Origin of the sequence: Microbacterium sp. NPDC090014, assembly GCF_044748285.1 — a bacterium.
Taxonomy (GTDB): domain Bacteria; phylum Actinomycetota; class Actinomycetes; order Actinomycetales; family Microbacteriaceae; genus Microbacterium.
The window spans coordinates 680,039-706,686 of record NZ_JBIVFS010000002.1 but is presented as its reverse complement, the minus strand read 5'-3'; the positions used below and the strand labels follow the sequence as shown (position 1 = coordinate 706,686).

At 68.6% G+C, this 26,648-nt stretch carries 21 protein-coding genes; 2 read left to right on the top strand and 19 right to left on the bottom strand.

Going from position 1 to position 26,648, the window contains the following annotated elements; all coding sequences use genetic code 11:
* Positions 1-45 precede the first annotated feature (45 nt).
* The 6 genes from mmsB to rsmA form a co-directional block, all read right to left on the bottom strand.
* Positions 46-1,404 (bottom strand): multiple monosaccharide ABC transporter permease, encoded by a 1,359-nt coding sequence (gene mmsB, locus ACIPV5_RS16870; RefSeq protein ID WP_053097084.1) that lies wholly within the window; start codon positions 1,402-1,404, stop codon positions 46-48.
* On the bottom strand, positions 1,401-2,921 hold the full coding sequence (gene mmsA / locus ACIPV5_RS16865) for a multiple monosaccharide ABC transporter ATP-binding protein (RefSeq protein WP_222839478.1): 1,521 nt from the start codon (positions 2,919-2,921) through the stop codon (positions 1,401-1,403). The genes mmsB and mmsA overlap by 4 nt, the downstream gene beginning before the upstream one ends.
* A gap of 155 nt (positions 2,922-3,076) precedes the next feature.
* Positions 3,077-4,090: a LacI family DNA-binding transcriptional regulator gene (locus tag ACIPV5_RS16860; RefSeq protein ID WP_053097086.1), complete on the bottom strand. Its 1,014-nt coding sequence runs from the start codon at positions 4,088-4,090 to the stop codon at positions 3,077-3,079.
* A gap of 100 nt (positions 4,091-4,190) precedes the next feature.
* A complete protein-coding gene (locus ACIPV5_RS16855) occupies positions 4,191-5,123 on the bottom strand; it encodes a 4-(cytidine 5'-diphospho)-2-C-methyl-D-erythritol kinase (RefSeq protein WP_400342010.1) in 933 nt (310 codons plus the stop codon).
* 13 nt (positions 5,124-5,136) lie between these two features.
* Positions 5,137-6,204: an L-glyceraldehyde 3-phosphate reductase gene (mgrA, locus tag ACIPV5_RS16850; RefSeq protein ID WP_295105049.1), complete on the bottom strand. Its 1,068-nt coding sequence runs from the start codon at positions 6,202-6,204 to the stop codon at positions 5,137-5,139.
* A 9-nt stretch (positions 6,205-6,213) separates the two neighbouring features.
* Complete coding sequence (gene rsmA / locus ACIPV5_RS16845) at positions 6,214-7,083, bottom strand: 16S rRNA (adenine(1518)-N(6)/adenine(1519)-N(6))-dimethyltransferase RsmA (RefSeq protein WP_320489962.1); 870 nt, start codon at positions 7,081-7,083, stop codon at positions 6,214-6,216.
* A 55-nt stretch (positions 7,084-7,138) separates the two neighbouring features.
* On the opposite strand from rsmA, the gene ACIPV5_RS16840 reads away from it, so the two are divergent.
* Positions 7,139-8,398 carry an MFS transporter gene (locus ACIPV5_RS16840; RefSeq protein ID WP_187250514.1) on the top strand — a complete coding sequence of 420 codons (1,260 nt, stop codon included), beginning with the start codon at positions 7,139-7,141 and terminating at the stop codon, positions 8,396-8,398.
* Here the strand turns inward: ACIPV5_RS16840 and ACIPV5_RS16835 are convergent.
* From ACIPV5_RS16835 to rsmI, 11 genes are all read right to left on the bottom strand, one after another.
* On the bottom strand, positions 8,377-9,249 hold the full coding sequence (locus ACIPV5_RS16835; RefSeq protein ID WP_400342007.1) for a TatD family hydrolase: 873 nt from the start codon (positions 9,247-9,249) through the stop codon (positions 8,377-8,379). The genes ACIPV5_RS16840 and ACIPV5_RS16835 overlap by 22 nt on opposite strands.
* A 2-nt stretch (positions 9,250-9,251) precedes the next feature.
* Entirely contained in the window at positions 9,252-10,829 is a 1,578-nt protein-coding gene (gene metG / locus ACIPV5_RS16830) for a methionine--tRNA ligase (RefSeq protein WP_400342006.1), read from the bottom strand.
* A 38-nt stretch (positions 10,830-10,867) separates the two neighbouring features.
* A complete protein-coding gene (locus tag ACIPV5_RS16825; protein ID WP_400342004.1) occupies positions 10,868-12,409 on the bottom strand; it encodes a molybdopterin-dependent oxidoreductase in 1,542 nt (513 codons plus the stop codon).
* Positions 12,410-12,452: 43 nt separating this feature from the next.
* On the bottom strand, positions 12,453-13,622 hold the full coding sequence (locus tag ACIPV5_RS16820; RefSeq protein WP_053097102.1) for a glycoside hydrolase family 1 protein: 1,170 nt from the start codon (positions 13,620-13,622) through the stop codon (positions 12,453-12,455).
* Positions 13,623-13,634: 12 nt separating this feature from the next.
* Positions 13,635-15,359 carry an ABC transporter ATP-binding protein gene (locus ACIPV5_RS16815; protein ID WP_400342001.1) on the bottom strand — a complete coding sequence of 575 codons (1,725 nt, stop codon included), beginning with the start codon at positions 15,357-15,359 and terminating at the stop codon, positions 13,635-13,637.
* The gene (locus ACIPV5_RS16810; RefSeq protein WP_400341999.1) at positions 15,356-16,270 is read right to left on the bottom strand and encodes an ABC transporter permease; all 915 of its coding nucleotides are present in this window, start codon (positions 16,268-16,270) and stop codon (positions 15,356-15,358) included. The genes ACIPV5_RS16815 and ACIPV5_RS16810 overlap by 4 nt, the downstream gene beginning before the upstream one ends.
* Positions 16,267-17,247, bottom strand: coding sequence for an ABC transporter permease (locus ACIPV5_RS16805; RefSeq protein ID WP_285364224.1), 981 nt, complete (start codon positions 17,245-17,247; stop codon positions 16,267-16,269). Before ACIPV5_RS16805 ends, ACIPV5_RS16810 begins: the two co-directional genes overlap by 4 nt.
* Positions 17,244-18,908 carry an ABC transporter substrate-binding protein gene (locus ACIPV5_RS16800; protein ID WP_400341998.1) on the bottom strand — a complete coding sequence of 555 codons (1,665 nt, stop codon included), beginning with the start codon at positions 18,906-18,908 and terminating at the stop codon, positions 17,244-17,246. Before ACIPV5_RS16800 ends, ACIPV5_RS16805 begins: the two co-directional genes overlap by 4 nt.
* 178 nt (positions 18,909-19,086) lie before the next feature.
* Entirely contained in the window at positions 19,087-20,193 is a 1,107-nt protein-coding gene (locus ACIPV5_RS16795) for a LacI family DNA-binding transcriptional regulator (RefSeq protein WP_072591560.1), read from the bottom strand.
* 49 nt (positions 20,194-20,242) lie between these two features.
* Positions 20,243-20,863, bottom strand: coding sequence for a class I SAM-dependent methyltransferase (locus tag ACIPV5_RS16790; protein WP_400341997.1), 621 nt, complete (start codon positions 20,861-20,863; stop codon positions 20,243-20,245).
* Entirely contained in the window at positions 20,863-21,681 is an 819-nt protein-coding gene (gene rsmI, locus ACIPV5_RS16785) for a 16S rRNA (cytidine(1402)-2'-O)-methyltransferase (RefSeq protein ID WP_056279993.1), read from the bottom strand. Before rsmI ends, ACIPV5_RS16790 begins: the two co-directional genes overlap by 1 nt.
* Before the next feature lie 48 nt (positions 21,682-21,729).
* Between rsmI and ACIPV5_RS16780 the strand changes: the two genes are divergently transcribed.
* A complete protein-coding gene (locus tag ACIPV5_RS16780) occupies positions 21,730-23,295 on the top strand; it encodes a dolichyl-phosphate-mannose--protein mannosyltransferase (RefSeq protein ID WP_400341995.1) in 1,566 nt (521 codons plus the stop codon).
* 28 nt (positions 23,296-23,323) lie between these two features.
* On the opposite strand, the gene ACIPV5_RS16775 is transcribed toward ACIPV5_RS16780, so the two are convergent.
* Together ACIPV5_RS16775 and ACIPV5_RS16770 are read right to left on the bottom strand one after the other, a co-directional pair.
* Positions 23,324-24,733 carry an amino acid permease gene (locus ACIPV5_RS16775; protein WP_053097123.1) on the bottom strand — a complete coding sequence of 470 codons (1,410 nt, stop codon included), beginning with the start codon at positions 24,731-24,733 and terminating at the stop codon, positions 23,324-23,326.
* Between the two features lie 78 nt (positions 24,734-24,811).
* Positions 24,812-26,611, bottom strand: coding sequence for a thioredoxin domain-containing protein (locus ACIPV5_RS16770; RefSeq protein WP_400341994.1), 1,800 nt, complete (start codon positions 26,609-26,611; stop codon positions 24,812-24,814).
* Between the last annotated feature and the right edge of the window lie 37 nt (positions 26,612-26,648).

Sequence of the window (26,648 nt, the reverse complement as noted above, 5' to 3'; positions counted from 1 at the left end):
GTGATGTGACGGATTCTGCGTGCGAGCACTGCGCGGAGAGTCCGCTTACTCGGCCCTCGTCTTGTCGACGGGAGGGGCTTGGTAAGTCCTGTTGGGTTCGAAGGTCGCGGTGGCCTCCGGGTCGCTCCTGCGGCCCGACCGGCGGGTCAGGAGACCGATGAGCGACGGACGGCCCTGCTGCTTGTTCCAGACGTCGATGCCGACCGCGAGCAGCAGCACGAGGCCCTTGATCATCGAGACGACGTCGGCACCCTGGCCGAGCAGAGCGAGACCGTTGTTGAGGAACGCCATGACCAGACCACCGATGATCGAGCCGATCACGGTACCGATACCACCGGCGACCGCAGCACCACCGATGAACACCGACGCGATCGCGTCGAGCTCCCAGCCGGTGCCGTCGTTCGGTCCGGATGCCTGCGAACGGGCGACGAAGATCATGCCGGCGAGTGCGGCCATCATCGACATGTTCATCATGACGAAGAAGTCGACCCAGCGGTCCTTCACGCCGGAGAGGCGTGCGGCCTGGCGGTTGCCACCCACGGCGTAGATGTGGCGACCGAAGACGGTGTTCCGCGTGATGAACGAGTAGATGATCACGAGGGCGAGCAGGATCAGACCCGGAACCGGGAAGCTCGTGCCCGGGCGACCCGTCGCGAACATCCACGCAGCGGCGAGCACGACGACCGAGAGCAGCACGACCTTGACGACGCTGACCCAGAGGGGCGCACTGTCGGAGCCCATCTTGTGCTGCTGGCGACGGGTGCGGATCTCCCAGAAGACCAGCCACGCCACCGCGACCAGTGCGAGGATCATGGTCGGCACGTTGAAGTCCAGCGGGAGCCCGACCTCAGGAAGGTAGCCGGTGCCGATCACCTGGAAGCCCTTGGGCACCGGGATCGTCTGAGCGTCACCGATCCACTGCTGCGCGCCACGGAAGAAGAGCATGCCGGCGAGCGTCACGATGAACGCGGGCACCCCGACGTAGGCGACCCAGAACCCCTGCCAGGCGCCCACCAGGGCACCGACGCCGAGGCCGAGCAGGATCGCCAGCGGCCAAGGGAGGTTCCAGTCGGCCATCGACTTCGCGACGATGATGCCGGTGAAGGCCGCCACGGAGCCGACCGACAGGTCGATGTGCCCCATGATGATGACCATCACCATGCCGATCGCGAGGATCAGGATGAACGAGTACTGGTTGATGACGTTGATCAGGTTGCCCGACGTCAGCGTCGCGCCGTTCGGTCCGTTGCGCAGCAGCGTCAGCACCTCGAAGAGGACGATGATGACGATGAGGCTGCCCAGGATGCCGAACTGGCGCAGTGACGAGGTGCCGTTGCTTCCGAACATCTTGCGGATGTCGCCGAAGTGGAAGCCGCGCTTCGTTGTCGTGAGGTCGGTGGTCATGCGGATGCTTTCTGAGTCGCGGAGGTCATGCTGCGCATGAGAGCCTCGGGTGTCGCCTGGTCGGCCGGGATGCAGTCGGTGACCCGACCTTCGAAGACTGTGTAGATGCGGTCCGAGATGCCGAGCAGCTCGGGCAGCTCGCTGGAGATGACGATGACGCCCTTGCCCTGGGAGGCGAGCTCGTTGATGATCGCGTAGATCTCGTACTTCGCGCCGACGTCGATGCCGCGCGTGGGCTCATCGAGGATCAGCAGGTCGGGGTCGGTGAACATCCACCGGGCCAGCACGACCTTCTGCTGGTTTCCTCCCGAGAGCTTGCCGACGCCCTCTTCGACGCTGGGCGTCTTGATGCGCAGCGCCTTGCGGTAGCGCTCGGCGACCGAGTACTCCTCGCGCTCGTCGACGACGCCGCGCTTCGAGATCTTCGACAGCTTCGCCGCCACGACAGACCGCTTGATGGTGTCGAGCAGGTTGAGGCCCAGCACCTTGCGGTCCTCGCTGACGTACGCGAGTCCGTGCTTGATCGCCGAGGAGACGTCGGGGATGGTGATCTCCTGGCCGTCCTTGACGATCTGTCCGCCGAGGAACGTGCCGTAGGAGCGACCGAAGATGCTCATCATGAACTCGGTGCGGCCCGCGCCCATCAGACCGGCGATGCCGACGACCTCGCCACGACGCACGTTGAGGTTCGACCCCTTGACGACCATCCGCTCGGACACGGTCGGGTGCTGCACCCACCAGTCCTTGACCTCGAAGAACACGTCGCCGATCTCGGGGGTGCGGTCGGGGTAGCGGCTCTCGAGCGAGCGGCCGACCATGCCGCGGATGATGCGGTCCTCGTTGATCTCGCCGCGCGAGATGTCGAGCGTCTCGACCGTGCGACCGTCGCGGATGATCGTGATCTCGTCGGCGATCTGCTCGATCTCGTTGAGCTTGTGGCTGATCATGATCGACGCGATGCCCTTGGCCTTCAGACCCAGGATCAGGTCGAGGAGGTGCTGCGAGTCGTTCTCGTTCAGTGCCGCGGTGGGCTCGTCGAGGATGAGGAGCTTGACGTCCTTGTTGAGGGCCTTCGCGATCTCGATCAGCTGCTGCTTTCCGACACCGAGCGTCTTGATGGCGACGTCGGGGTCTTCGCGCAGGCCGACGCGGGCCAGCAGCTCGACCGTGCGCTGACGCTGGGCGCGCCAGTCGATCGCGCCGAAGTGGCGGATCTCGTTGCCGAGGAAGATGTTCTCGGTGATCGAGAGCTCAGGGATCAGCGCGAGCTCCTGGTGGATGATCGCGATCCCGGCCTGCTCGCTCGCCGCGATGTCGCGGTAGCGCTGCTCCTCGCCGTAGAGCAGGATCTCCCCCTCGTACGTGCCGTAGGGGTACACGCCGGAGAGGACCTTCATCAGGGTCGACTTCCCGGCGCCGTTCTCGCCGCAGATCGCATGGATCTCTCCGGCCCGGACGGTGATGGACACGTCGGACAGCGCCTTGACACCCGGGAACTCCTTGGTGATGCTGCGCATCTCCAGGATGGGGCCTGACACGACCGGCAACGTTGCTGTGGTGCTCACAAGATCTTCCTCGCGACGGGCGGTCACCTTCGATGTGACCGTTCACATTGGATTACATAGTCTACGCTCGCTGAGACGGTGTCAAGACCACTCGCGAAAATGTGGCCTTATCGAGGCGCGGACGATTCCCGCGTTCGAAGGGTCGTCTGCAGGGGCCCGAACTGCGGCACCTGCTCACCACGGATCTGCGCGAGCAGGATGCGCACGGCGCGGCGACCCAGCTCGGGGAAGTCCTGATGCACCGTGCTCAGCGTCGGTGCGACATGCGCCGCGACCGGGATGTCGTCGAACCCGACGACGCTCACGTCCTCGGGCACGCGGATGCCGGCATCCCTGAACCCGTGCAGCAGCCCGATCGCCATCTGGTCGTTCGCGACGAACACGGCCGTGAAGTCACGCCGTCGGGCGAGCTCCTGCCCCGCGAAATAGCCGAAGTCGGCCGTCCAGTCTCCGCGGATCGGCGGGAAGGTGGGCAGATCGGCCTCCCGCAGAGCATCGAGGTATCCGCGCATGCGCGACTCGGCCTCGATCCAGTCCTGCGGCCCGGCGATGTGGATGATGTCGCTGTGTCCGAGCCCGATCAGATGCTCGGTGGCGGTGCGCGCGCCCGCGACCTGGTCGGCCGACAGGGTCACCCCGTCGGAGCCGGAGGCCGTCTGCAGCGAGACGAACGGCATCTCGACCGCCATGCCCTTCAGCACATGGAACGCCCGGACCTGCGGGGCGAGCACCACGATGCCGTCGACCTGCTCGCGTGCCAGCTGCCGCAGGGCGTTGCCGATCGCCTCGGGCGTCGTGGCCGAGAGGTTCAGGGTCGAGACCGAGTACCCCTCCTCGCGAGCGGCGTCCTCGATGCCGACGATCGACGACGTCGGTCCGAACTCCCCCACCGTGGCCGAGAGGATGCCGAGCATGTTGGACTTGCTCGTCACGAGCGCCCGCGCCGCGAGGTTGGGGCGGTAGTCCAGCACGGCGATGGCGTCGAGGACTTTCGCCTTCGTCTCGGGACGGATGCTGGGGTGGTCGTTCAGCACCCGCGACACGGTCTGGTGCGACACCCCCGCGAGTCTCGCGACGTCGCGGATGCTCGGCATCCGGGCACGCTCGGAGGCAGTCGACATCACAGACCTCCTTGTATGTGCACGGTCACATCGTCTCTTCATTATGTATGCCAGGCGCGCGGAGCGCACCTCGCCGAGGCGAGGATGCGGGCGGGCCGGGTCAGGCGAGGATGCGCGCGCCGGGCACCGGCCCGTGCACGTGCAGCGACTCGAGTCCGTGCTCACGCAGCAGCGACTGGACCTCCTGCGCACCCTCGGGGCTCGCGCAGAGGAGAGCGACGGTGGGTCCCGAACCCGACACGATGCCCTGCAGAGCGCCGGCGTGGATGCCGCGCAGGATCGTGGTCTCCAGCTCGGGCCGCTCGTACAGGGCGGCCTCCTGCAGGTCGTTGTAGATGCTCTCGGACAGCAGCTCGGGATCGCCGGAACGCAGCGCCTGCAGCACGGGAGCCGGCACCTCGAGCGACAGCGGCGGATCGTCGGCGAGGGAGCCCTCAGCGTCTCGCAGCGCATCGAGTCGCGCATACACGACGGGCGTGGACAGCCCGTCATCGCTCGGGACGAGCACCCAGTCGAACCGCCCCCTCGCCAGCGCGGGATTCAGCTGATCTCCTCGGCCGGTTCCGACGGCGGTGCCGCCGTGCAACGCGAACGGGACGTCCGCGCCGAGGCGGGCGGCCAGCTCATGCAGGCGGGAGGTCGAGAACCCGGTGCCCCACAGCGCGTCGCACGCGACGAGAGCGGCCGCGGCATCCGCCGACCCGCCGCCCATGCCTCCGGCGACAGGCACGCTCTTGCGGATCTCCAGCGCCACCCCGCCTTCGTACTCGGCCGCGGTCGCGAGCAGCTTGGCGGCGCGCATCGCGAGGTTGCGATCGTCCAGCGGCACGGTGTCGGGGTCGTCGACGCCCGAGACGGTGATCGAGAAGTCGTCGGCGTGCCGGGCGATCACGTCCTCATAGAGCGAGACCGCCTGGAACACCGTGGCCAGCGCGTGATACCCGTCGTCGTGGCGGCCGCCCACACCGAGATAGACGTTGATCTTGCCGGGCGCGCGCACGTGCACGGAGTCGACGGGGGCGGCGAAGCTCATGTCGGTGTTCCCGTCACAGCTCCGTCGACGTCGCCCACAGGTCGACGTCGATGGCACCGGCCGCCTCGTCGATGCGGCCGAGCTCGTCGTCGGTGAATGCCGGACCGTTGACGGCGGCGATGTTCTCGTCGAGCTGCTCGGGACGCGATGCCCCGACCAGCGCAGAGGCGACGACCGGGTTGCGCAGCGTCCATTGGATCGCCATCTGCGCCAGGGACTGCCCGCGCTGCTCGGCGATGGCGTTGAGCGAGCGGAGGGTCTGAACGGCGGCATCCGACAGCGGCGCATCCGGCAGCGAACCGCGCTTCTGCGCACGGGCGGCCGTGCCGTCGCCGAGGTACTTGTCGGTGAGGAGCCCCTGCGCGAGAGGTGTGAACGCGATCGCGCCGACGCCGGACTGCTCGAGGGTGTCGGTGAGGCCGTCTTCGACCCAGCGGTTGAGGATCGAGTAGGCGGGCTGGTGGATGACGAGCGGGGTGCCGAGGTCGGTGGCGACGGCGACGGCCTCGGCTGTGCGCTCGGCGCTGTACGACGAGATGCCGACGTAGAGGGCCTTGCCCTGGCGCACGAGCGTGTCGAGCGCCCCGATGGTCTCGGCGACCGGCGTCACGGGATCGGCGCGGTGCGAGTAGAAGATGTCGACGTGGTCGAGGCCCATGCGGGTCAGCGACTGCTCGGCGCTCGCGAGGATGTACTTGCGGCTGCCGAAGTCGCCGTACGGACCCGGCCACATGTCCCAGCCCGCCTTCGACGAGATGATCAGCTCGTCGCGGTAGGGGCGGAAGTCCTCGGCGAAGATGCGGCCGAAGTTCTTCTCGGCCGAGCCGTAGGGCGGGCCGTAGTTGTTCGCGAGATCGAAGTGCGTGATGCCGCGGTCGAAGGCGTGACGCAGCAGCGCGCGCTGGTTGTCGAGCGGGATGTTATCGCCGAAGTTCCACCACAGCCCGAGCGAGATCGGCGGCAGGAACAGGCCGGAGGTGCCCACCTGGCGGTACTCGAACTGCTGGTAGCGGCTCTCATCGGCGGCGTACGGCCGGTGCAGCTCGGGGATGTTCGGACGGAAGCGAGGAGAGTCGGTCACGGTGCCAGGTTAGTCGGTGACGACGGCGTCTTCGATCTGAGCGACGTGCCGCGCAATACGGTGATAGTCATCGACCGTGAGGTCCTCGCCACGAGCGGTCGGCGCGACTCCGGCCGCGATCAGGATCTCGGATGCCGCGGCGGAGCTGCCGAAGAGCTCGGACAGCGCCTGTCGCAGCATCTTGCGGCGCTGGTTGAAGGCGGCATCCACGATCTTGAAGGTGAGTCGGCGTTCGTCCTCTGTGCCGCGCTCGCCCTCCGACCGGTCGAAGCCGACGAGGAGGCTGTCGACGTTGGGCACCGGCCAGAAGACCTGACGGGACACGGTGCCCGACAGCTTCCACTCGCCGTACCAGGCGGCCTTGACACTCGGGGTGCCGTAGATCTTGGAGCCCGGCTTGGCCGCGATGCGCTCGGCGACCTCGGCCTGCACCATCACGACACCGCGCTTCAGGTAGGAGAAGTTCTCGAGGAAGTGCAGCAGCACGGGGACCGAGACGTTGTAGGGCAGGTTCGCGACCAGCACGGTCGGCTCGCCCGGCAGCTCCGTGATGCGCAGCGCGTCGGCGTCGACGACCGTGAGCATGTCGGCGGGAACGCCGTGCTCCTCGGCGGTCTGGGCGAGCCGGGCGGCGAGCCGGTGATCGATCTCGACAGCGGTGACGGATGCGCCGGCCTCGAGGATCGCAAGGGTGAGGGAGCCGAGCCCCGGGCCCACCTCGACGACCCGCTCCCCCGGCTGGACGCGGGCGGCGTGCACGATCTTGCGCACGGTGTTCGCGTCGACGACGAAGTTCTGTCCGAGCTTCTTGGTCGGGGTGACGTCGAGCTCAGCGGCGAGGCGGCGGATCTCGGTGGCGCCGAGCAGGGTGACTGTCATTGCTCCATTGTCCCCCACCCCCGCCGGTGTCCGAGCCGCCCAGTAGTCTGCTGTGATGCCCTCCCTCGGTGAACTGATCGCACCACGGCGCATGGGCAGGGATTTCCGCTGGCTGCTCGCGTCATCGTGGACGAGCAACGTCGGAGACGGCGTCGCCCTCGCGGCCGCTCCCCTGCTCATCGCGTCGATGACGTCGTCGCCCATCCTCGTCGCGGCCGGGGCGATCCTGCAGTTCCTCCCGTGGCTGCTGTTCGGGCTGCACGCCGGAGCCATCGCCGACCGGTTCGACCGTCGGCGCCTCGTGATGTTCGCCAACGCGGCACGGGCCGTGGTGCTCGCGGGGCTCTGCGCGTTCCTGCTCACCGGAACCGCGAACATCTGGATCGTGCTCGCCGTGGCCTTCCTCTACGGCACGGCGGAGGTCTTCGTCGACACAGCCGGCAGCACGCTGCTGCCGATGCTCGTGAAGCCGGCCGACCTCGGCATCGGCAACGCCCGACTGCAGGCCGGGTATCTGGTCGCGAACCAGTTCGCCGGGCCGCCGCTCGGCGCGTTCCTCTTCGCCGCCGGCGCGGCGTGGCCGTTCCTGCTCGAGATCCTCTGCGTCCTCCTCGCGGTCGTGCTGATCTCGCGCATGGCCCGCACCCCCGTGCCGCCCCGGTCAACGGGAGACGGCGTGAAGTCGCACGTGCACACCGACATCGGCGAGGGACTCCGCTGGCTGTGGCAGAACCCGCCGGTGCGGATGCTGGTGCTGATCATCCTCGTCTTCAACGTCACCTGGGCGGCCCCGTGGGGCGTGCTCGTGCTCTATGCCACGGAGTATCTCAACATGGGCGCGGTCGGCTACGGCGCCCTGACGACCGCCTCGGCGGCCGGAGGAATCCTCGCCACCCTCTGCTTCGGCTGGCTCGAACGCCACGTGTCGTTCGCGACGCTGATGCGCGTCGTCCTCTCGCTCGAGGTGCTGATGCACCTCGCGTTCGCACTCACCACCGCGGGCTGGGTGGCGCTCGTGATCATGTTCGTGTTCGGCGCCTACGCGTTCGTGTGGGGCACGATCTCGACGACCGTCCGTCAGCGTCTGGTCCCCGCCGAGCTGCAGGGCCGCGTGGCCTCGGTCAACATGGTCGGCGTGTTCGGCGGAATGGTCATCGGCCAGGCCCTCGGCGGGGTGATCGCCCAGGTCTGGGGTCTCACGGCTCCGTGGTGGTTCGCCTTCGTGGGCGCCGCGCTGACCCTTGTCCTGGTCTGGAAGCCGATCTCGCAGATCGTCAGTGCCGCACCGGCGGATCAGTCGGTGAACGAGCCGTAGACCCGCAGGGTGTTCGCGGCGAGCCGGGTCGACAGCTCGTCGACCTTGATGCCGAGCTCCGCCGCCATGAACCGCACCGTGATCGGCACGAGATAGGGGGCGTTCGGACGACCGCGCAGCGGCGTCGGGGTGAGGAACGGCGCATCGGTCTCGACGAGGATGCGGTCCAGGGGCGTCACCTTCAGCGCGTCGCGCAAGTTCTGCGCGTTCTTGAACGTGACGTTGCCGGCGAAGGACAGGTGGTAACCCGCATCCGCGCAGATCCTCGCCATCGCATCGTCGCCGGAGAAGCAGTGGAAGACCGTCCGCTCGGGCGCCCCGACGCGACTCAGCGTCTCGAGCACCGCGTCATGCGCGTCACGGTCGTGGATCTGCATCGCGATGCCGTGCTTCTTCGCCAGCGCGATGTGCGCCTCGAACGACTCGAACTGCGGCGCTCGGCGCTCGGGCTCGGTGCGGAAGAAGTCGAGACCCGTCTCGCCGATCGCCCGCGTTCGCGGGTGCGCCGCGAGCTCGTCGATCACCGCGATGGCCTCATCGAGACGACCCTCCTCGGCGTAGGCGGGCGCATCATTCGGGTGGATCGCGACAGCCGCGAGCACGCGCGGGTCCGACTCGGCGGCCTCGACCGCCCACCGGGACGACTCGATGTCACCCGATGCCTGCACCACCCCGGCGATGCCCACGGCCGCCGCACGATCGAGCTGCTCGGTCAACGAGAGCGGCTCATCGCCGTCGAGGATCTCGAGATGCGCGTGATTGTCGTAGACGGGCACGGCAAGGGGCTCCGGAGCCGCGGGGTACCGGAGATCCTTGCGTCCGTCGCCGTCTCGCTGCTGCACGTACGTCATGCTCAGGCGGTGGACTCCACGCGCGGGAACAGCGGGGTGAGACCGTTGACGCTGGTGCCGGGACGCAGCACGCCCCAGGCTCCGGCCTCGCGGATCGGCTGGTCCTGCAGACGTCCGAGGCTCTCTGCGGCGCCGAGGGCGACCCAGAGCTTCTCCGTCGACTGCGGCATCACGGGCGAGAGCAGCACGGCGAGCGCGCGAAGTCCCTCGGCGCACGTGTAGAGAACGGTGCCGAGACGGCCGCGCTGAGCCTCGTCCCGTGCCAATGCCCACGGCTCGTTCTCCGTGATGTAGCCGTTGAGAGCGTCGACGATCGTCCAGATCGACGAGATGGCCTCGTCGATGCGGAACTGCTCGATCGCGGCATCTGCATTCGAGGCGGCATCCGCGACGATCCTCTGGATCTCGAGATCCTTCTCGGTGTAGTCGGCGGGCGGCGGCACGATGCCCTCGAAGTACTTCTCGATCATCGCCGTGGTGCGCGAGGCGAGGTTGCCGAAGCCGTTGGCGAGCTCCGCCTGGTAGCGGGCCGAGAGGTCCTCCCACGAGAACGAGCCGTCCTGGCCGAACGCGATCGCCGAGAGGAAGTAGTAGCGGTAGGCGTCGGATCCGAAGACGTCGGTGATCTCGGTCGGCGCGATGCCGGTGAGCTTCGACTTCGACATCTTCTCGCCGCCGACGAGCAGCCAGCCGTGCGCGAACACGCCCTTGGGCACATCGAGCCCTGCGGCCATCAGCAGAGCCGGCCAGATCACCGCGTGGAAGCGCAGGATGTCTTTTCCGACCACGTGATAGGCGGGCCAGCGGCGGTCGAAGGTCTCGTGATCGGAGCCGTAGCCGACGGCGGTGGCGTAGTTGAGCAGCGCATCGACCCAGACGTAGATGACGTGCGACTCGTCCCACGGCAGCGGGATGCCCCAGTCGAACGTCGAGCGCGAGATCGAGAGGTCCTTGAGACCCTGACTGACGAAGGAGACGACCTCGTTGCGCGCCGAATCGGGGCGCACGAAGTCGGGCTGGGTCTTGTAGAGCTCGAGCAGACGGTCCTGGAACTCGCTCAGCTTGAAGAAGTAGTTCTTCTCCTGCAGCAGCTCGAGCGGCTTCGAGTGGATGGCGCAGACCTTGAGGCCCTCGAACGGACCGGTGCCGTCGACGATCTCGGACTCGGGCTTGAACTCCTCACAGCCCACGCAGTACAGCGCCTCGTACTCGCCCGCATAGATGTAGCCACGGTCGTAGAGACGCTGGAAGAACGTCTGCACGTTGGTCTCGTGGCGCTCCTGCGTCGTGCGGATGAAGTCGTCGTTCGCGACGTCGAGCGTCTCGAGCAGGGGGAACCACGCCTCGGTGACGAGCTTGTCGACCCACTCCTGCGGAGTGACGTTGTTCGCGGCCGCGGCACGGAGCATCTTCTGGCCGTGCTCGTCGGTGCCCGTCAGCATCCAGGTGTCATCGCCGCCCTGCCGGTGCCAGCGCGCGAGCGCGTCGACCGCCACCGAGGTGTACCCGTGACCGATGTGGGGCACATCGGAGGGGTAGTAGATGGGCGTGGTGATGTAGAACGATTCGCCTGCGGGCATGGGGACAATTCTAGGTGGGATGCAGGGGGTCGTTACGCTCAGGCGACAGACACCTCGATGCGGTGCCACCCCTGGGCGCCGTCGGGCACGACATCGGCCGGATCCGAGGTCTGCGTCTCCCCGTCGGCGCTGATCGCGCGACACTCGATCGTGTGCGCTCCACTCTCGGCCGCCCAGCCGAGACGCCACTGCACCCAGGTGTCGTCGGAGATCGCGGCGCCGAGCTCGGCGCGACGCCACTCACCGTCGTCGATCCGCACCTCCACACCCTCGACGCCCACGTGCTGCTGCCACGCCATGCCCGCGATGACGGCGTCGCCGGCCTCGATCCTGGTCCCCCGCCGGGGCACGTCGATGCGCGACTGCAGCTTCACCGGTCCGCGCTCCGACCATCCGCGGTCGGTCCAGTAGGCGGTCGTGCGGTCGAACCGGGTGACCTCGAGGTCCGTCACCCATTTGGTCGCCGACACATAGCCGTAGAGGCCCGGCACCACCATGCGCACCGGGAAGCCGTGTTCGAGAGGCAGCGCATCGCCGTTCATGCCGACCGCGAGCAGGGCATCGCGCTCGTCGGTGAGCGCCTCGATCGGCGTCGAGGCCGTGAACCCGTCGGATGAGGTCGACAGCACCATGTCGGCGTCGGGATCGACTCCCGCTCTCGCGAGCAGATCGCGCACCGGATGCCCGAGCCAGAGGGCGTTGCCGATCAGGTCCCCGCCGACCTGGTTCGACACGCAGGCGAGGGTGACGTGCGACTCCTGCATCGGCAGCGCGACCAGTTCGTCCCACGTGATCACGATCTCGCGATCGACCATCCCGTGGATGCGCAGCGACCAGTCGGCCGGGTCGATGCGCGGCACGATCAGTGCGGTGTCGATGCGGTAGAAGTCGGCGTTGGGGGTCACGACAGGAGCCAGGCCGGGGATGTCGAGCTCTGCACCGGCCGGCACCATCGGCGCGGGGGCGGCAGCCTTCGGCAGCCGCAACGTCGAGCGGATCGCCTCGATCGACCTCGTCGCGCCGCGGGCTGCGCCGCCGATGACGAGCGCCACGACGCCGGTCGCGGCGACGCCGGCGGTCCACAGCAGGAACTGGCGGCGTTCCTCATGCTCGGCGCGGAGATAGGGGATCGGATGCACCTTGCGCATGAGCAGCCGCAGCGCGACGACCGCGGTCGCGCCGGCGACGAGACCGGGGAGCCAGGCGAAGGGGCCCGCGCCCGGACGGATCATCGCGGCCACCAGCGCCAGCACGCCGAGAGCGGCGAGGATCGCGGATCCCACGCCCGCGCGGCGGGATTCCAGGATGCCGGCGAGCGCGGCGACCCCGACGAGGACCACCGCTATCCCGGTGATCAGCGCCACCTTGTCGCCGGTGCCGAACAGTGCGATCGCCGCATCCTTCGCCCAGCTGGGGGCGAGATCGATGAGACCGCTGCCGATCACGGCGAAGGGGCTCGCGCTCGGCTCGACGATCGCTGCGACCAGCTCTGCCAGGCCGACCGCGACGACGGCCGCGCTCAAGCCGGCGGCCGCCGATCGAAGCCTGTCTCCGCGCCTCGCGCGGACTGCGTGGGTCATGATCAGAGCGTAACCCCGGGGCTGGGCCCCGGGGTCGTGCGGCTCAGAGCCCGTTGCGACGTGCGACCTCTCCGAGCCAGGCGAGCGAGGGCTTCGGCGAACGCTCGAACGTCTCGTGATCGAAGCCGATCAGGCCGAAGGTCGGGCGGAATCCGCTCGCCCACTCGTAGTTGTCGAGTGCGCTCCAGTGCTGGTAAGCCTTGACCTCGATGCCGTCGGAGATCGCACGGTGGAGTCCCTCGAGAGCGCCCTGGGTATAGGCGATGCGCCGCGTGTCGTCGCCGGTCGCGATGCCGTTCTCCGTGACGAGCACCGGCACGCCGCCGCTGCGCTCCCACGCGCTGCGCACGCCCATCTCGAGTGCCTCGGGGAAGAACTCCCAGCCCGTGAGCGTGGTCTCGACGTCGTCGGCGACCGGACGCGGACCCTCGGGGCCGATGAAGGTGCGGGTGTAGGCCTGCACGCCGACGAAGTCGTCACCAGCCGATTGGTCGAGGTACCAGTGGTCGCGGGGGTCGCCGTACTCGGCCAGCATCTCGTCCGCCCCCGGCTCACCGGTGGAGTGGAAGGCCTGCGTCGCGATCGTCCATCCGGCCTGCACGCCCGAGACGGAATGCAGGATCTCGGAGGCCCGGTGGTGCGCGTCGAGCAGCGTGTCCGCGACGGCGAGGTCGGGGTTCGGCAGTCCGAAGGCGACGAGGTTCGAGGCATCCTCTCCCCCGGCGAGCATCGCCGCGATGTTCGGCTCGTTGATCGTGCAGACGTAGGTCACGCCCTCGAGGATCGGCAGCACGGTCTCGACGTAGCGGGAGAACAGGTCGACCGCGTCGTCCGCACGCCAGAAGCCGTCCTTCTGGAACCACTGCGGCACCGTGAAGTGCATCAGCGTCACCGTCGGGTCCAGACCGTTCTCCCGGGCCGTGTCGATCATGCGGCGGTAGTGATCCAGCATCGCCCGCGACACGAAGCCGCGCTCGGGCTCGATGCGCGCCCACTCCATCGAGAAGCGGTACGAGTTCAGACCGGCATCCGCCAGCAGCCGCATGTCCTCCGGGTACCGGTGGAAGTGGTCGGCGGCATCGCCCGAGGGCTCCACCATCGTCGAGCCCGGAGCATGCTCCATGGCCCACCAGTTGCTGGTCGTGTTGTTCCCCTCCACCTGATGGGCTGCGGTCGCAGCGCCCCAGAGAAAGCCGTCAGGGAATGTGAGCACGAGTGCTCCTCTCTATTTCGAGATTCGGGATGGGTTGGGCACGGCGTCGAGCAGCTGCACCGTGTACGGGTCCTCCGGATGCTGGAGGACCTGAGAGGTCTCACCGCGCTCGACGACGCGACCGCCGTTGAGCACGAGGATGTTCTCGGTGACGAGCCGCGCGCTGAGCAGGTCATGCGTGATGTAGAGCATGCTGATGCCCCACCTCTCGCGCAGGTCTTCGAGCAGCGCGAGCACTCCGGCACGCAGCGACACGTCGAGCATCGACACCGGCTCGTCGGCGATCAGCACCTGCGGATCGCTCGCGAGCGCCCGGGCGATGACCACGCGCTGACGCTGACCGCCTGAGAGCTGATGCGGCAGCTTGGCCGCGAACTGCTCGACAGGTGTCAGGCCCACGGTCTCGAGGAGCTCGAGCACGCGGGCTCTCGCCTCGTCACCGCGCAACGGCGTGTAGTTGCGGATCGGTCGGCTCAGCGCGTACTCCACCGTGTGCAGCGGGTTGAGCGCGGCATACGGATCCTGGAACACCATCTGCAGGTCCTTGCGCAGGTCGCGCAGGCCCGCACGGCGCAGGGCCGCGACGTCGACATCGCCGAAGCGCACCGTGCCCTCGGTCGGCTTCTCGACACCGGTGATCAGCTTCGCGATCGTCGACTTGCCCGAACCGGAGGCGCCGACGAGTGCCAGGGCTTCGCCGGGTTCGAGTCGGAACGACACATCGTCGACCGCGGTGACGGGCTGCTCGCCCCGACGCGGAGCCGGATACCGCTTCGACACGCCCTCGACCACGATCGCGGCGTCCGCCCGGCGCGTGTCGCGCTGCGACACGGTGGGCAGGGTCTCGGTCAGGTCGGTGCGTGAGCGCCCCTCGCGACGGCGCGTGCCGAGGTCGACGAACCCGGGGATCGAGATCGACTCGGCCCGAGGATCGGCGTAGTGGCTCAGCAGCATCCGCGTGTACTCGTCCTGAGGACGCTGCAGGATGTCGAGGCTCGGCGCGTCTTCGACGATCCGACCCTCATGCATGACCATCACCCGATCGGTCGCCTCGAGCACGATGCCCAGGTCGTGGCTGATGAGGATCGCGGTGAAGTGCTCGGTGCGCTGGAGATCCTTGATGGTGTCCATGACGGCGTGCTGCACGAGCACGTCGAGCGCCGTGGTCGGCTCATCGAACACCATCAATTGCGGCTCGAGCGACAGTGCCAGCGCGATCGAGGTGCGCTGCCGCATGCCGCCCGAGAGCTCGCTCGGGTATCTGGCCAGCACTGCGGGGTCGAGACCGACCTTGCCGATCAGCTCGCGCGCCCTCGCATCCCGATCGTCGCGGGCCACGTGTCCGTGCGCGGCGAAGATGTCGCGGAAGTGGTTGCCGATCGTGCGCACCGGGTTCAGCGCGTTCATGCCCGACTGCAGCACCATCGCGAACCCGCCCTGGCGCTGACGGCGCAGCTCCTCGGCGTCGAGCTCGCGGATGTCGCGCCCGTCGAACAGGATGCGCCCGCCGCTGATGCGCGCCGGCGGCTTCTGGAGCCGTGTCAGCGCGAAGCCGAGCGTCGACTTGCCCGAGCCGGACTCGCCGACGAGACCGACGAACTCGCCGCGACGCAGCGTGAACGAGACGTCCTCGACGGCGGTGACCGGCGTGGTGCCGGGCGAGGCGTACTCGACCGACAGGCCCTGGACATCGAGCAGCACGTCATCCGCGGGGATGTTCGCTTCCATGGCGCTCATCGGCCCTTCCCCTCTCGCAGGCGCGGATTGGAGATCCCATCCACGCCGAAGTTGATCAGTGTCAGGCTCAGGGCGAGCAGGGCGATGCAGAGACCAGGGGCGAACAGCAGCAGCCACTGCCCGGTGAGCAGCGAGTTGGAGTTCTGCGCCCAGTAGAGCATGGTGCCCCAGCTGACGATGCTCGAGTCGCCGAGCCCGAGGAACTCGAGGCCCGCCTCTGCGAGGATCGCCGCGGTCGCCGCTCCGAAGAGCGTGCCCGCGATGATCGAGGTCATGTTCGGCAGGATCTCGCGGAACACGATGCGCGCCCTGCTGTCACCCGAGAACTGCGCCGAGGTGACGAAGTCGTTGCCTCGCAGCGACTGCGTCTGGCTGCGCAGCACGCGCGCACCCCAGGCCCAGCCGGTGACGACGATCACCGCGATGATCATCAGGATGCCGCCGTTCTGCAGGTACGCGGCGATCACGATCATCAGCGGCAGACCGGGGATCACCAGGAAGAGGTTGACGATGAAGCCGACCACCTCGCCCAGGAATCCGCGCATGTAGCCCCAGCTGAGCCCGATCAGCACGGCGACGATCGTCGAGAGGATGCCGGCGGCCATGCCGACCAGGAGGCTGATCTGCGAGCCGTAGATCAGCTGACTCAGGACGTCTTCGCCGGCGGCGGTGGTGCCGAGCCAGTGCGCGGCCGACGCGTCGGCGTTGCGCTCGAAGGTGTTCGCCTTCGGTCCGTACGGGGCGAGCAGCGGAGCGAACACCGCCACCAGCACGAACAGACCGAGGATGATGAGGCCCAGACGGGCCTTGCCGTTGGACCAGAGGGTGCCCACCATCCGGGCGAACGAGCGCCACGGGCTGGGAGCCGCGATCCGGTCGGAGGGAACCTTGACATTCATGGTGGAGGTCATCGGCGGGTCCTTGGATCCAGCACGCCGTACAGGATGTCGACGAGGAAGTTGGCGACGAGCACGCTGACGGTGATCATCAGGAAGAGCGCCTGCATGAGCGGGTAGTCCTGCCCGATCACGGCGTTGAAGAGCAGGTATCCGATGCCGGGATAGCCGAACACCTGCTCCACGAGGATCGATCCGCCGACCACACCGCCGAGCGTGAGCCCGAAGCCGGTGAGGTTCGGCAGGATCGCGTTTCGTGCGGCATAGCGGAGGGCGATGGTGCGACCGTGCAGGCCGTTCGCCTCGGCGAACGTCACGTAGTCGTCACCCAGGGTGTTGATCATCGCGTTGCGCATGCCGATGATCCATCCGCCGAGAGAGGTCAACAGGATCGTGACCGCCGGGAGGACCGCATGCTGCACGAGATCGATGAAGAAGTCCCAGGTGAAGCCCGGCGTGGTCGTCGCCGAATACGCGCCGGTGGTGGGGAACCAGTGCAGCACGTACCCGAAGAAGAACAGCAGCAGCAGCGCTGTCCAGAAGTAGGGGAAGGTGCTGAGGAAGGAGCCGGTCAGCGTCGGCAGCGAGTCCAGCCACGTGCCGCGGCGCCAGGCGGCGGCGGTGCCGATCAGGGTGCCGATCACGAACGCGAGGATCGTGACGATGCCGACGAGGCCGATCGTGTACGGCAGCGCGGTCGAGACCATGCTCGACACGGTCTGAGGGTAGAACGTGTACGAGACACCGAAGTCGAGTCGTGCGACCTGACCGAGGTAGGCGACGTACTGATCCCAGATCGAGCCGGTCGGCACACCGAGCTGCGCCTCGATCGCGGCTCGCGTCGCATCGGACACCGGGCCGTTCTGCGAGAGCTTGGCGATGGCGGCGTCGGCAGGCGAGCCGGGCATCAGTCGCGGAAGGAAGAAGTTCAGGGTGATGGCCGCCCACAGCGTGAGGACGAACAGCCCGATCTTCTGGAAGACGTACTTCATCGGTCGTCCTCCTTCACGCGCTCGAGCCGAGTGAAGATGCCCAGCGGTGCCGAGTCGTAGTTCTGCGGGATCATGTACGGGTCATCCTCTGAGGGCCAGCCGGTGAACTTGGAGTCGTTGAACAGGCCCCAGATGCCGCCGTAGTAGAGGCCGATGACCGGCATCTCCTCGTAGACGATGGCCTGCAGCTCCTGCACGATCTCGGTCTGGCGGGCGGGGTCGACCGTCTCGCGATACTCGGCGAGCAGCGCGTCGGCCTCATCCGACCGGTACCGCTCGAAGTTGTTCGCGGTCGTCTCGCCGGACGGCACGTAGAACTCGCTCGAGAGCAGGTTGTTGTATGCCTGGTAGACGTCGCCGTTGCCCATGCCGCCGATCGCCATCTCGAAGTCGCCGTTGCTGATGGCGCTCTGGTATCCGGCCGGCTGCGGGAGCTTGAGCGTCACCTTGACGCCGACGTCGGCGAGCTGGCTCTGCACGGTCTGCGCCGCACGGGTCCAGTCGGAGAATCCGTTGGCCGTCGTGAGCGCGAACTCGAGCTGCTCGCCGTCTGCACTCACCAGCCGGTCGCCGTCGAGGGTGTACCCCGCCTCGGCGAAGGCCGCGAGTGCGGCATCCCTGTCCTGCGTGATCATGCCCTGATCGGGGATGCCGGGGTCGAGGAACTCCTCCTGGTTCGGGAGCACGAGGCCGGTCTGCCCTGCGGGCTCCATGTAGCCCTCGGAGGCGGTCTCGGCGATCTCCTCGCGGTCGAGCGAGAGGGCGATGCCGCGGCGCACGTTCACGTCGTCGAACGGCGCGACCTCGAGGTTCGGCATCAGCGCGATCACGCCTCCCGGCGGGAACCACCAGTCGTTGTTCTCGCTGGCCGCACCCCACGTGCCCTCGACGTCGGAGATGAACGAGTACGCCCAGTCGTAGCCGCGGGTGACGGTGTCGAGCTGCGAGTTCGTCGACGGCAGGATGATGTGCTCGATCTCGATCTTGTCGGCCTGCCAGTAGTCGGGGTTCTTGTCCATCGAGTACTGCTGGTCGTTGTAGTTGCCCAGCACGAACGGGCCGGTGCCGACCGGGTTCTCATTGCGGTACGTGCCCGGGTCCTTCACGTCCGACCAGAGGTGCTCCGGCACGATCATGGTCTGGCCGAGGATCGGCAGCGAGGGCGCGTCATCGGTCTGCAGGTGCATGATGACGTCGTCGCCGTCGACCTCGACGGTCTCGAGGTGCTGCCAGGCGCCCTTGATGTCGAGGGAGGGGTTGTTCTTCAGCAGCTGGAATGTGAACGCCACGTCGTAGGGTGTCAGCTTCTCGCCGTCGCTCCACTCGACGTCATCGCGGATCGTCATCACGACCGTCCGGGCATCGGGCTGCGACCATTCGCTCGCGAGCCACGGGTTCTCGGTTCCGTCGAGCGGGTTCACCAGGATCAGGGGCTCATAGATCCACCGCGACGCGGTGCGCGTGTTGGTGAGATACGGGTTGAAGTTCCGCGTGAAGAACGGGTTCCCCTTGTCCGCGTTGATAAGCATCGTGTCGTCGCCGATCGATGGATCGGGCTGCGAACTGATCTGGATGCTGCAACCGCTGAGCACGACGGCCGCTGCCGCCAGTCCCACGATCGCGGCTCTCCGCCAGCGCCGGAGCATGTGCGTCTTCGCCACACTGCCACCTCATGTCGTCTGTGTCATGAAGGGGGTCCCACGGGTCGGGGCACCCCGCGGCCGAAGCCGCATCAGCAATTGTAAGCGCATACATTTGACCCCTGCAACCCCCTCGCATGACTCCGAGAGCCCCCACTCCCCTGCGACGACCGGCGTGGGAGCGGTATCAAATCCCGTCTCAGTCGGGGCGCTGGGAGCTCTCGCGGACGAGGATCTGCACGGGCAGGCGCACCGTCATCGGCTCGCCGTCCGGGTTCTCGAGACGTCGCGAGAGCAGCTGCACGGCGGCCCGCCCGAGATCGATCATCGGCTGGCGGACAGTGGTGAGGGCGGGACGCGACAGCGCCGCCGCCTCGATGCCGTCGAAGCCCGTGACCCGGACATCGTGGGGCACGCGGATGCCGGCCGATCGGAACGCGTCGATCGCCCCGAGGGCCATCTGGTCGTTCGCGGCGATGAGTGCGGCGGGGACGCCGTCGGCGATCAGCTGTTCGGCCGCCCGCCGCCCGGATGCGCGGGTGAAGTCGCCGCGCAGCACCGTCACGGCATCCGTCGCGATGCCCGCCTCGGCGACCGCCGCGGCGAAACCCTCCCAGCGCTGGGCGCCGTCGGGCGAGTCCTCGGGGCCGGCGAGAAAAGCGAGCGTCCCCTGATCGGCTTGGGCGAGCACCAGTCTGGTCAGCTCCGACATCGCCTCGGCGTTGCTGACGGTCACGTGGTCGTAGCTGTCGCCGCGCGCCGGCCCCGAGAGCACCACCACGGGGATCCGCTGAGCGAGCCGGGCGAGCACGTCGTCGGGCACGCTCTGCGCCAGCACCATCAGCCCGTCGACGCGTCCGGCGATGTCCCGCACGGTCTCGCGCGTCGGATCGTCACGGCCGACGCCGATCATGAGCACGAAACCCTGCTTCCAGGCTTCGAGCTCCGCTCCCCGCAGCACCTCGTCGAGGAACAGCATGGTCGGATGCGGTGCGCCCGCGTCGGCGGACGCCTGCTCGACCGTGAACGGCGGCGCCTCGCCCTGGTCATCGGCCAGCACGTCGAGGACGGGCGCGTCCTCCGAGGCATCGAAACCGGGGAAGTACAGCCCGAGCACGCCGGTGCGGCGCTCGGCCAGACCGCGCGCGCTGCCGCTGGGCACGTAGCCGAGCGCCGAGACGGAGTCGAGCACGCGCTCGCGCGTGGCGGGGCGCACGGCATCCGGCTGCCGCAGCACGCGGGAGACCGTCGCGATCGACACTCCGGCGCGGTCTGCGACGTCGTAGACGGTCGCCCTCTTGCTCACGCTCGGTCCTCCTCCGCTTGCGTGTGCACCAGGCTACCCGGCGAGCGAGTCACCGCCTGCGTGCTTCGAGTGAGCCGTGAGGGCGGGCGCTGATCTCGCCGGGTTCGCGGCCCCGGGTGTCACTCGACACGACCTCGAAGCCCGCGTCGGCGAGAAGCCCGGCGAGCGCGTCGGCAGACCAGAAGTACGCCGGAGCGACGGCATGCGCGAACGGCTCGCGCGGCTCGCCGTCGAAGAAGCCGATCAGGATGCTGCCTCCGGGAGCCAGCACGCGGGCGAACTCTTCGAGGATCCCGGGGATGTCAGCCGGCGAGGTGTGGATCAGTGAGTACCAGGCGAGGATGCCTCCGACCGACCCCGCCGCGAACGGCAGGTCGCGGAACGAGCCGACGTCGAAGGAGATGCCCGGATGCCGTTTCCTCGCCGTCGCGATGAACTCCTCCGACAGGTCGATCCCCTGCGCCACGCGTTCGCCGAGACTCAGGAACTGGGTCCAGTGCCCGGGCCCGCAGCCGGCATCCAGCAGCAGGCCGGGGGCCGTGTCACGCCAGGCCTCGATGACCGCAGTATCCCGGGCATCCATCTGCTCGATCGCACCGGCGAGCTCCACGTACTCCGCGGCCCGCGCGTCGTAGGCAGCGGCGACGCCCGCGTCCGAGGTGCCTTCCATCAGCTGCGCGCGGCGAGGGCTGCCTGATACAGGTCGCGCGACGACAGGCCCGTCGCCGCGGCGACCTCGGCGCAGGCCTCCTTGAGACGCACGCCGGATGCCACGAGTCGCTGCACCTGCGCGAGAGCGTCTTCCGCCGACGCCTCACGAGGCGCTGCACCCTCGACCACCACGACGATCTCACCCTTGACGCCCGCCGTCGCCCACTCGACGAGCTCGGCGGAGGTGCCGCGGCGCACCTCTTCGTAGAACTTGGTCAGCTCGCGGCAGACGGCGATGCGGCGGTCGTCGCCGAAGGCTGCACCCATGTCGGCGAGCGACGATGCCAGGCGGGCGGGAGATTCGAAGAAGACCATGGTGCGTGGCTCTGCGGCGAGCGCCCGCAGCGTCGAGCGCCGATCCCCGGGCTTGCGCGGCAGGAACCCCTCGAACGTGAAGCGGTCGGTCGGCAGTCCCGAGATGGAGAGCGCCATCAGCACGGCGCTCGGCCCCGGGATCGCCGTCACCGTCACTCCCTGAGCGACCGCCTCGGCGACGAGCCCGTACCCGGGGTCGCTGATGGCCGGCATCCCCGCGTCGCTCACGACGACGACATCCGTCTCGACCGCGAGTGCGGCGAGCTCCGCCGCTCTCTGCTTCTCGTTGTGATCATGCAGTGCGATCAGCCGGGGGCGGTTCGAGATCTGCAGAGCCTGCATGAGCCGCTGCGTGGTGCGCGTGTCCTCCGCGACGACGACCTCGGCGTTCTCCAGCACCTCGACGAGGCGACGCGAGACATCCCCGAGGTTTCCGATCGGTGTTGCGGCGAGGATGATCACCCGCCCAGCTTAGGCGGCGCCCATCGGCGGAGTGTCTAGGCTGGTGCGGTGACCGCGCCCCTGCCTCTGCTGCCTCCGCCCGAGCAGCGACTGACGCGCTACGAGCGACTGCGCGACCGCGTGCTGCAGGACCCCGACTGGGGGCGCATGGTGCGCTGGTTCGCGCCGCTCGTGGTGACGGCCCTGGCCGCCGTGCTGCGCCTGGTCAACCTCGGCCATCCGCACCAGCTCGCCTTCGACGAGACCTACTACGTCAAGGACGCCTGGTCGCTGTGGACTCTCGGATACGAAGGCACCTGGGGCAAGGACGCGAACGAGGCGTTCATCACACTGCAGCAGCTGCCGCTGTCGGATGCCGGGTCGTTCGTCGTGCATCCACCCCTGGGCAAATGGCTGATCGCCCTGGGGATGGCCATCGGAGGACCCGACAACACGGTGGGCTGGCGCATCGCGACGGCACTGCTGGGCGCCGCCACCGTGCTGCTCGTCTATCTGGTCGCCCGCCGCCTGACCGGCTCGATCGTGGTGGCGACGGTCGCCGGCACCCTGCTGGCGATCGACGGCCTCAGCATCGTGATGAGTCGCACGGCCCTGCTCGACGGCCCTCTGACGTTCTTCCTCATGCTCGGCGCGCTCTTCATCCTGATCGACCGCGACCGGGTGATCCCCGTGCTGGAACGCGCAGACCCCGATACCGACTCCGACTCCCCCGCGCCGATGTGGGGTCCTGTGCTCTGGCGGCGTCCGTGGCTGATCGCCGCAGGTGTCGCGCTCGGCGCCGCCTGCGCCGTGAAGTGGTCGGGGCTCTATGCGCTCGCGGCCTTCGGCCTGTACGTCGTGGTGACGGATGCCCTGGCACGACGCCGCGCGGGCGTCGTGCTCTGGCCCACCGCGGCGGCCTTCCGTCAGGGACCGGTCTCCTTCGTGCTGCTCGTGCTGCCGGCGCTCGCCACCTACCTCGCCAGCTGGACGGGGTGGCTCGTCACCGCCGGCGGCTATGCCCGGCAGAGCGATCCGAATCCGCTGATCGCGCTGTGGAACTACCACGAGGCGATCCTGAACTTCCACGTCGGTCTCAGCAAGGGCCACCCGTACGCGAGCCCCGCGTGGGAGTGGCCTCTGCTGCTGCGCCCCACAGCCGTCTGGGTGGGCAGCGACCCCGGGCCCTGCGGCGTCGATCACTGCATCGCGGTGATCTCGACGATCCCCAACCCGCTGATCTGGTACGCCGGTGTCGCCGCGGCTCTCTACCTGCTCTACCGCCTCGTGCGCGGGTGGGCCGAACGTCGCCCCGTCGGTCCAGCCCTCACGTTCCCCCTGGTCGGGCTCGCGGCGACGTACGTGCCCTGGCTGCTGTTCCCTGAGCGGACGATCTTCCAGTTCTACACGGTCGCGATGGCGCCGTTCCTCGTGCTCGCACTCGCGGTCGTTCTCCGTCAGATCGCGGGACGCCGGGAGGATCCGCTGCACCGCCGGCAGTCGGGCGAGCGCACCGTGATCGTCTTCCTCGCCGTCGTGGTGCTGGTCTCCGCGTTCTTCTACCCGGTGTGGACCGGCATGAGCGTGCCCTACCAGTTCTGGCTCCTGCACAACTGGCTGCCCGGCTGGATCTGACCCGACCAGCGGCAGCACGTGCGCGCAGTCAGCCCTCGACCACTCCGTCGCGCTCGCCGGCCACCCCCGGGCGAGAGACACCGCGTGTCAGGCGGGCGACGACCAGCAGCACCGCAGTGAGGCCGATCGTGAGCAGCAGTTGCACACGCGCAGCCTCGTCGATCATGGTGAGCGCGATCACTCCGGCGAGCAGCGCCAGGCACAGCCACGACAGCCAGGGGAAGCCCCACATGCGCATCGGCATCGCCGCACCCTCACGATCGGCACGGCGGCGGAGGATGATCTGCGAGACCGCCGTCGCCGTCCAGATGATGAGCAGCGTCGATCCGACCACGTTGAGCAGCGCCGGCAGCACCACATCGGGGAACGCCCAGTTCAGCCCGACCGTGATGAAGCCGAACGCGACGGAAGCGAGCACGGCCACGACCGGCACGCCCGTCGACGTCGTGCGCGTCGCCGCGAGCGGTGCGAGCCCGCGCTCACCGAGCGAGTATGCCATTCGCGACGCGCCGTAGATGTTCGCGTTCATCGCCGACAGCAGCGCGATCACGACGATGAGGTCCATCACGAGGCCGACGCCCGGCAGCTGCAGAGTGTCGAGCACTGCGGAGAAGGGACCGTCCTTGACGGCGGGATCGTTCCACGGGAGCACCGACACGATCACGAAGATCGAGCCGACGTAGAAGATCAGGATGCGGACGAGGACCTCGCGCACGATCCGGCGGATGTTGCGTGCGGGGTCATCGGACTCCGCCGCCGCGATCGCGACGACCTCGGTGCCGCCGAACGCGAAGACCACGATGAGGAGCGCCGCCGCGATGCCCGTGAGGCCGTTCGGGGCGAAGCCGCCGTTGTCGACGAGATTGCCGATGCCGGTCGCGGGCACGCCGGGGATGAAGCCCAGGATCGCGCACACGCCGACCACGAGGAACACGATGATCGCCGCGACCTTGATCGCCGCGAACCAGAACTCGAACGTGCCGTAATTGCGCACCCCGAAGAGGTTGACCGCGGTCAGGGCGACGACGAAGACGAGCACCCACACCCAAGCCGGGATGCCGGGGATCCAGGCCGCGATGATCCCGGCGGCGCCGGTGGCCTCGGCGGCGATCACGACGACGAGCTGGATCCAGTAGAGCCACCCGACCGCGCTGCCGGCGCTGCGGCCCATCGCCTTCTGCGCGTATGAGCTGAAGGCTCCTGAGCTCGGGCGGGCGGCGACCATCTCGGCGAGCATCGCCATGATCAGCACGACGATGCCGCCGGCGACGAGGTACGAGATGAGCACGGCAGGACCGGCGATGCTGATCGCCTGTCCCGACCCGACGAACAGTCCGGCGCCGATCGCCCCGCCGAGTCCCATCATCGAGATCTGCCGACGGGTCAGCCCGGGGTGCAGACCCTTGGTCGTGGTCGTCGTGGTGGGAACCTCGGTCATGCGCGTGCCTCCTGCGTGCGATGAGCAGACTGCTCAGCCTACGCGGCTCCGCCCGCCGTCCAGGATCGCAGCCTGAGCTCACCGCGCGAGCGGGAGGTCTGCGGGGTCGCGCACCGGGAGCCGGCACACGAACGAGCGGCAGTCGAACGCCTGCTCCATCGCGTCGCCCTTGCCGTCGAACAGCTCGAAGCCGGCATCCGCGAATGCCTGGGCCTGCTCCGGGGTGACGATCGCGACGACGTCCGCGTCGGCCCTGCGGGCTGCCGAGGCGAGTGCGCCCTCGGGCGTCTCGGTGACGACGACGAGCTGCCTCGGCGCATCGACGAGACCCGCTGCCACGCGCAGCAGGCTGCCGTGCGCGAACGGCTGTGCGATGGCGGGCGCGGCATGCTCGCGCACGCGTTCCGCGGCTGCCTCGCGATACCGATCCCCCGCGCCGAGACGCCAGGCGGTGAGGGATGCCGCAGCCACGGCCGCCGCATCCGACGGCAGATCGCCGTCGGTCTGATCGGGCGCTGCGGCGATGCCGTGCTCGGCGAGCAGCGGGTCGCCCTCGAAGCCCTCGATCGCCGCGTCGAGCAGTGTGCGTGCCTCCACCGCCCACGCCGCCTCGCCCGTGGCCGCGGCGAGCGCGAACAGCCCGTCGGCCAGGAGAGCGACATCGGCCGCGGTGGCGACCGCACCCGAGGCGACCCCGTCGAGCGAGGCCCGCACGAGAGCCCCGGTCGCATCCCTGTTGACTCGCAGCACGTACTCGGCAGCCTCGGCCGCGGCCCGCACCCAGGACCCCTCCGCCAGAGAAGTTCCCGCGCGGGCGAGACCGGTGATGGCCAGACCGTTCCATCCCGTGATGACCTTGCCGTCGACGGCAGGGAGCTCGAGACCGGTCCTCTCCGAGGGCGGTCGCAGGTAATAGCCGCCCTCGCTGCGTTCGCCGTCGATCCACGACTCCGAGTCCTGAGCCGCGCCGAACCCGCCGCCCGCCCTGCGCAGCGTGCCCAGGAGGAAGTCGGCGATGCCGCGTGCGGTCGCGTCGTCACCCGCGTCGAGCGCCACGTCGAGCAGCTGCGCGTTGTCGGTCAGCATCCGCTCGTAGTGCGGCACGCTCCAGTCGCGTCGGGTCGCGTAGCGGAAGAACCCCCCATCGGCATCGCGCAGATCGGAGGCGGCCATCGCGGCGAGCGCCCGGTCGGCCGACTCGGCGGCATCCGGGGCCTCTCTGCGCACGAGCGGTGTCTGCAGCATCCTCAGGGTCGTCGCGACCGGGAACTTCGGCGCATCGCCGTAACCGCCGAAGCGGCGATCCTCCCGAGCCGCGATCGTCCGCGCCGCGCCGGCGAGAGCATCGGCGTCCGGAAGATCGGAGGGGGTCGAGGCGCCTGCGCGGGCGAGGGCGTCCGTGACGGCATCCGCAGACTCCTCGGCCTGGGCACGGCGCTGGGTCCACGCCTCCTGCACCGCGGCGAGCACGTCACGGAACGCGGGCATCGGCTGTCGCGCCTCGGGCGGCCAGTAGGTTCCGGCGTAGAACGTGCGGCCCCGCGGCGTCGTGAAGACGGTGAGGGGCCAACCGAGATTCTGCGTGAACGCCGAGGCAGCTGCCATGTAGGCGCCGTCGACGTCGGGATGCTCCTCGCGGTCGACCTTCACCGCGACGAAGTCGCGATTGATCAGCACAGCCGTGTCGGGGTCGGCAAACGACTCCCTGGCCATCACATGACACCAGTGGCAGGTCGAATACCCGATCGAGATCAGCAGCGGCACATCGCGGCGCTGCGCCTCGGCGAAGGCCTCCGGGCCCCAGGGATACCAGTCGACAGGATTGTCGGCGTGGGCGCGGAGGTACGGGCTGAGCGTGTCGGCGAGCCGGTTCGTCATACGTCCACGCTACGCCGATCGGCGTCTGACGAGACGG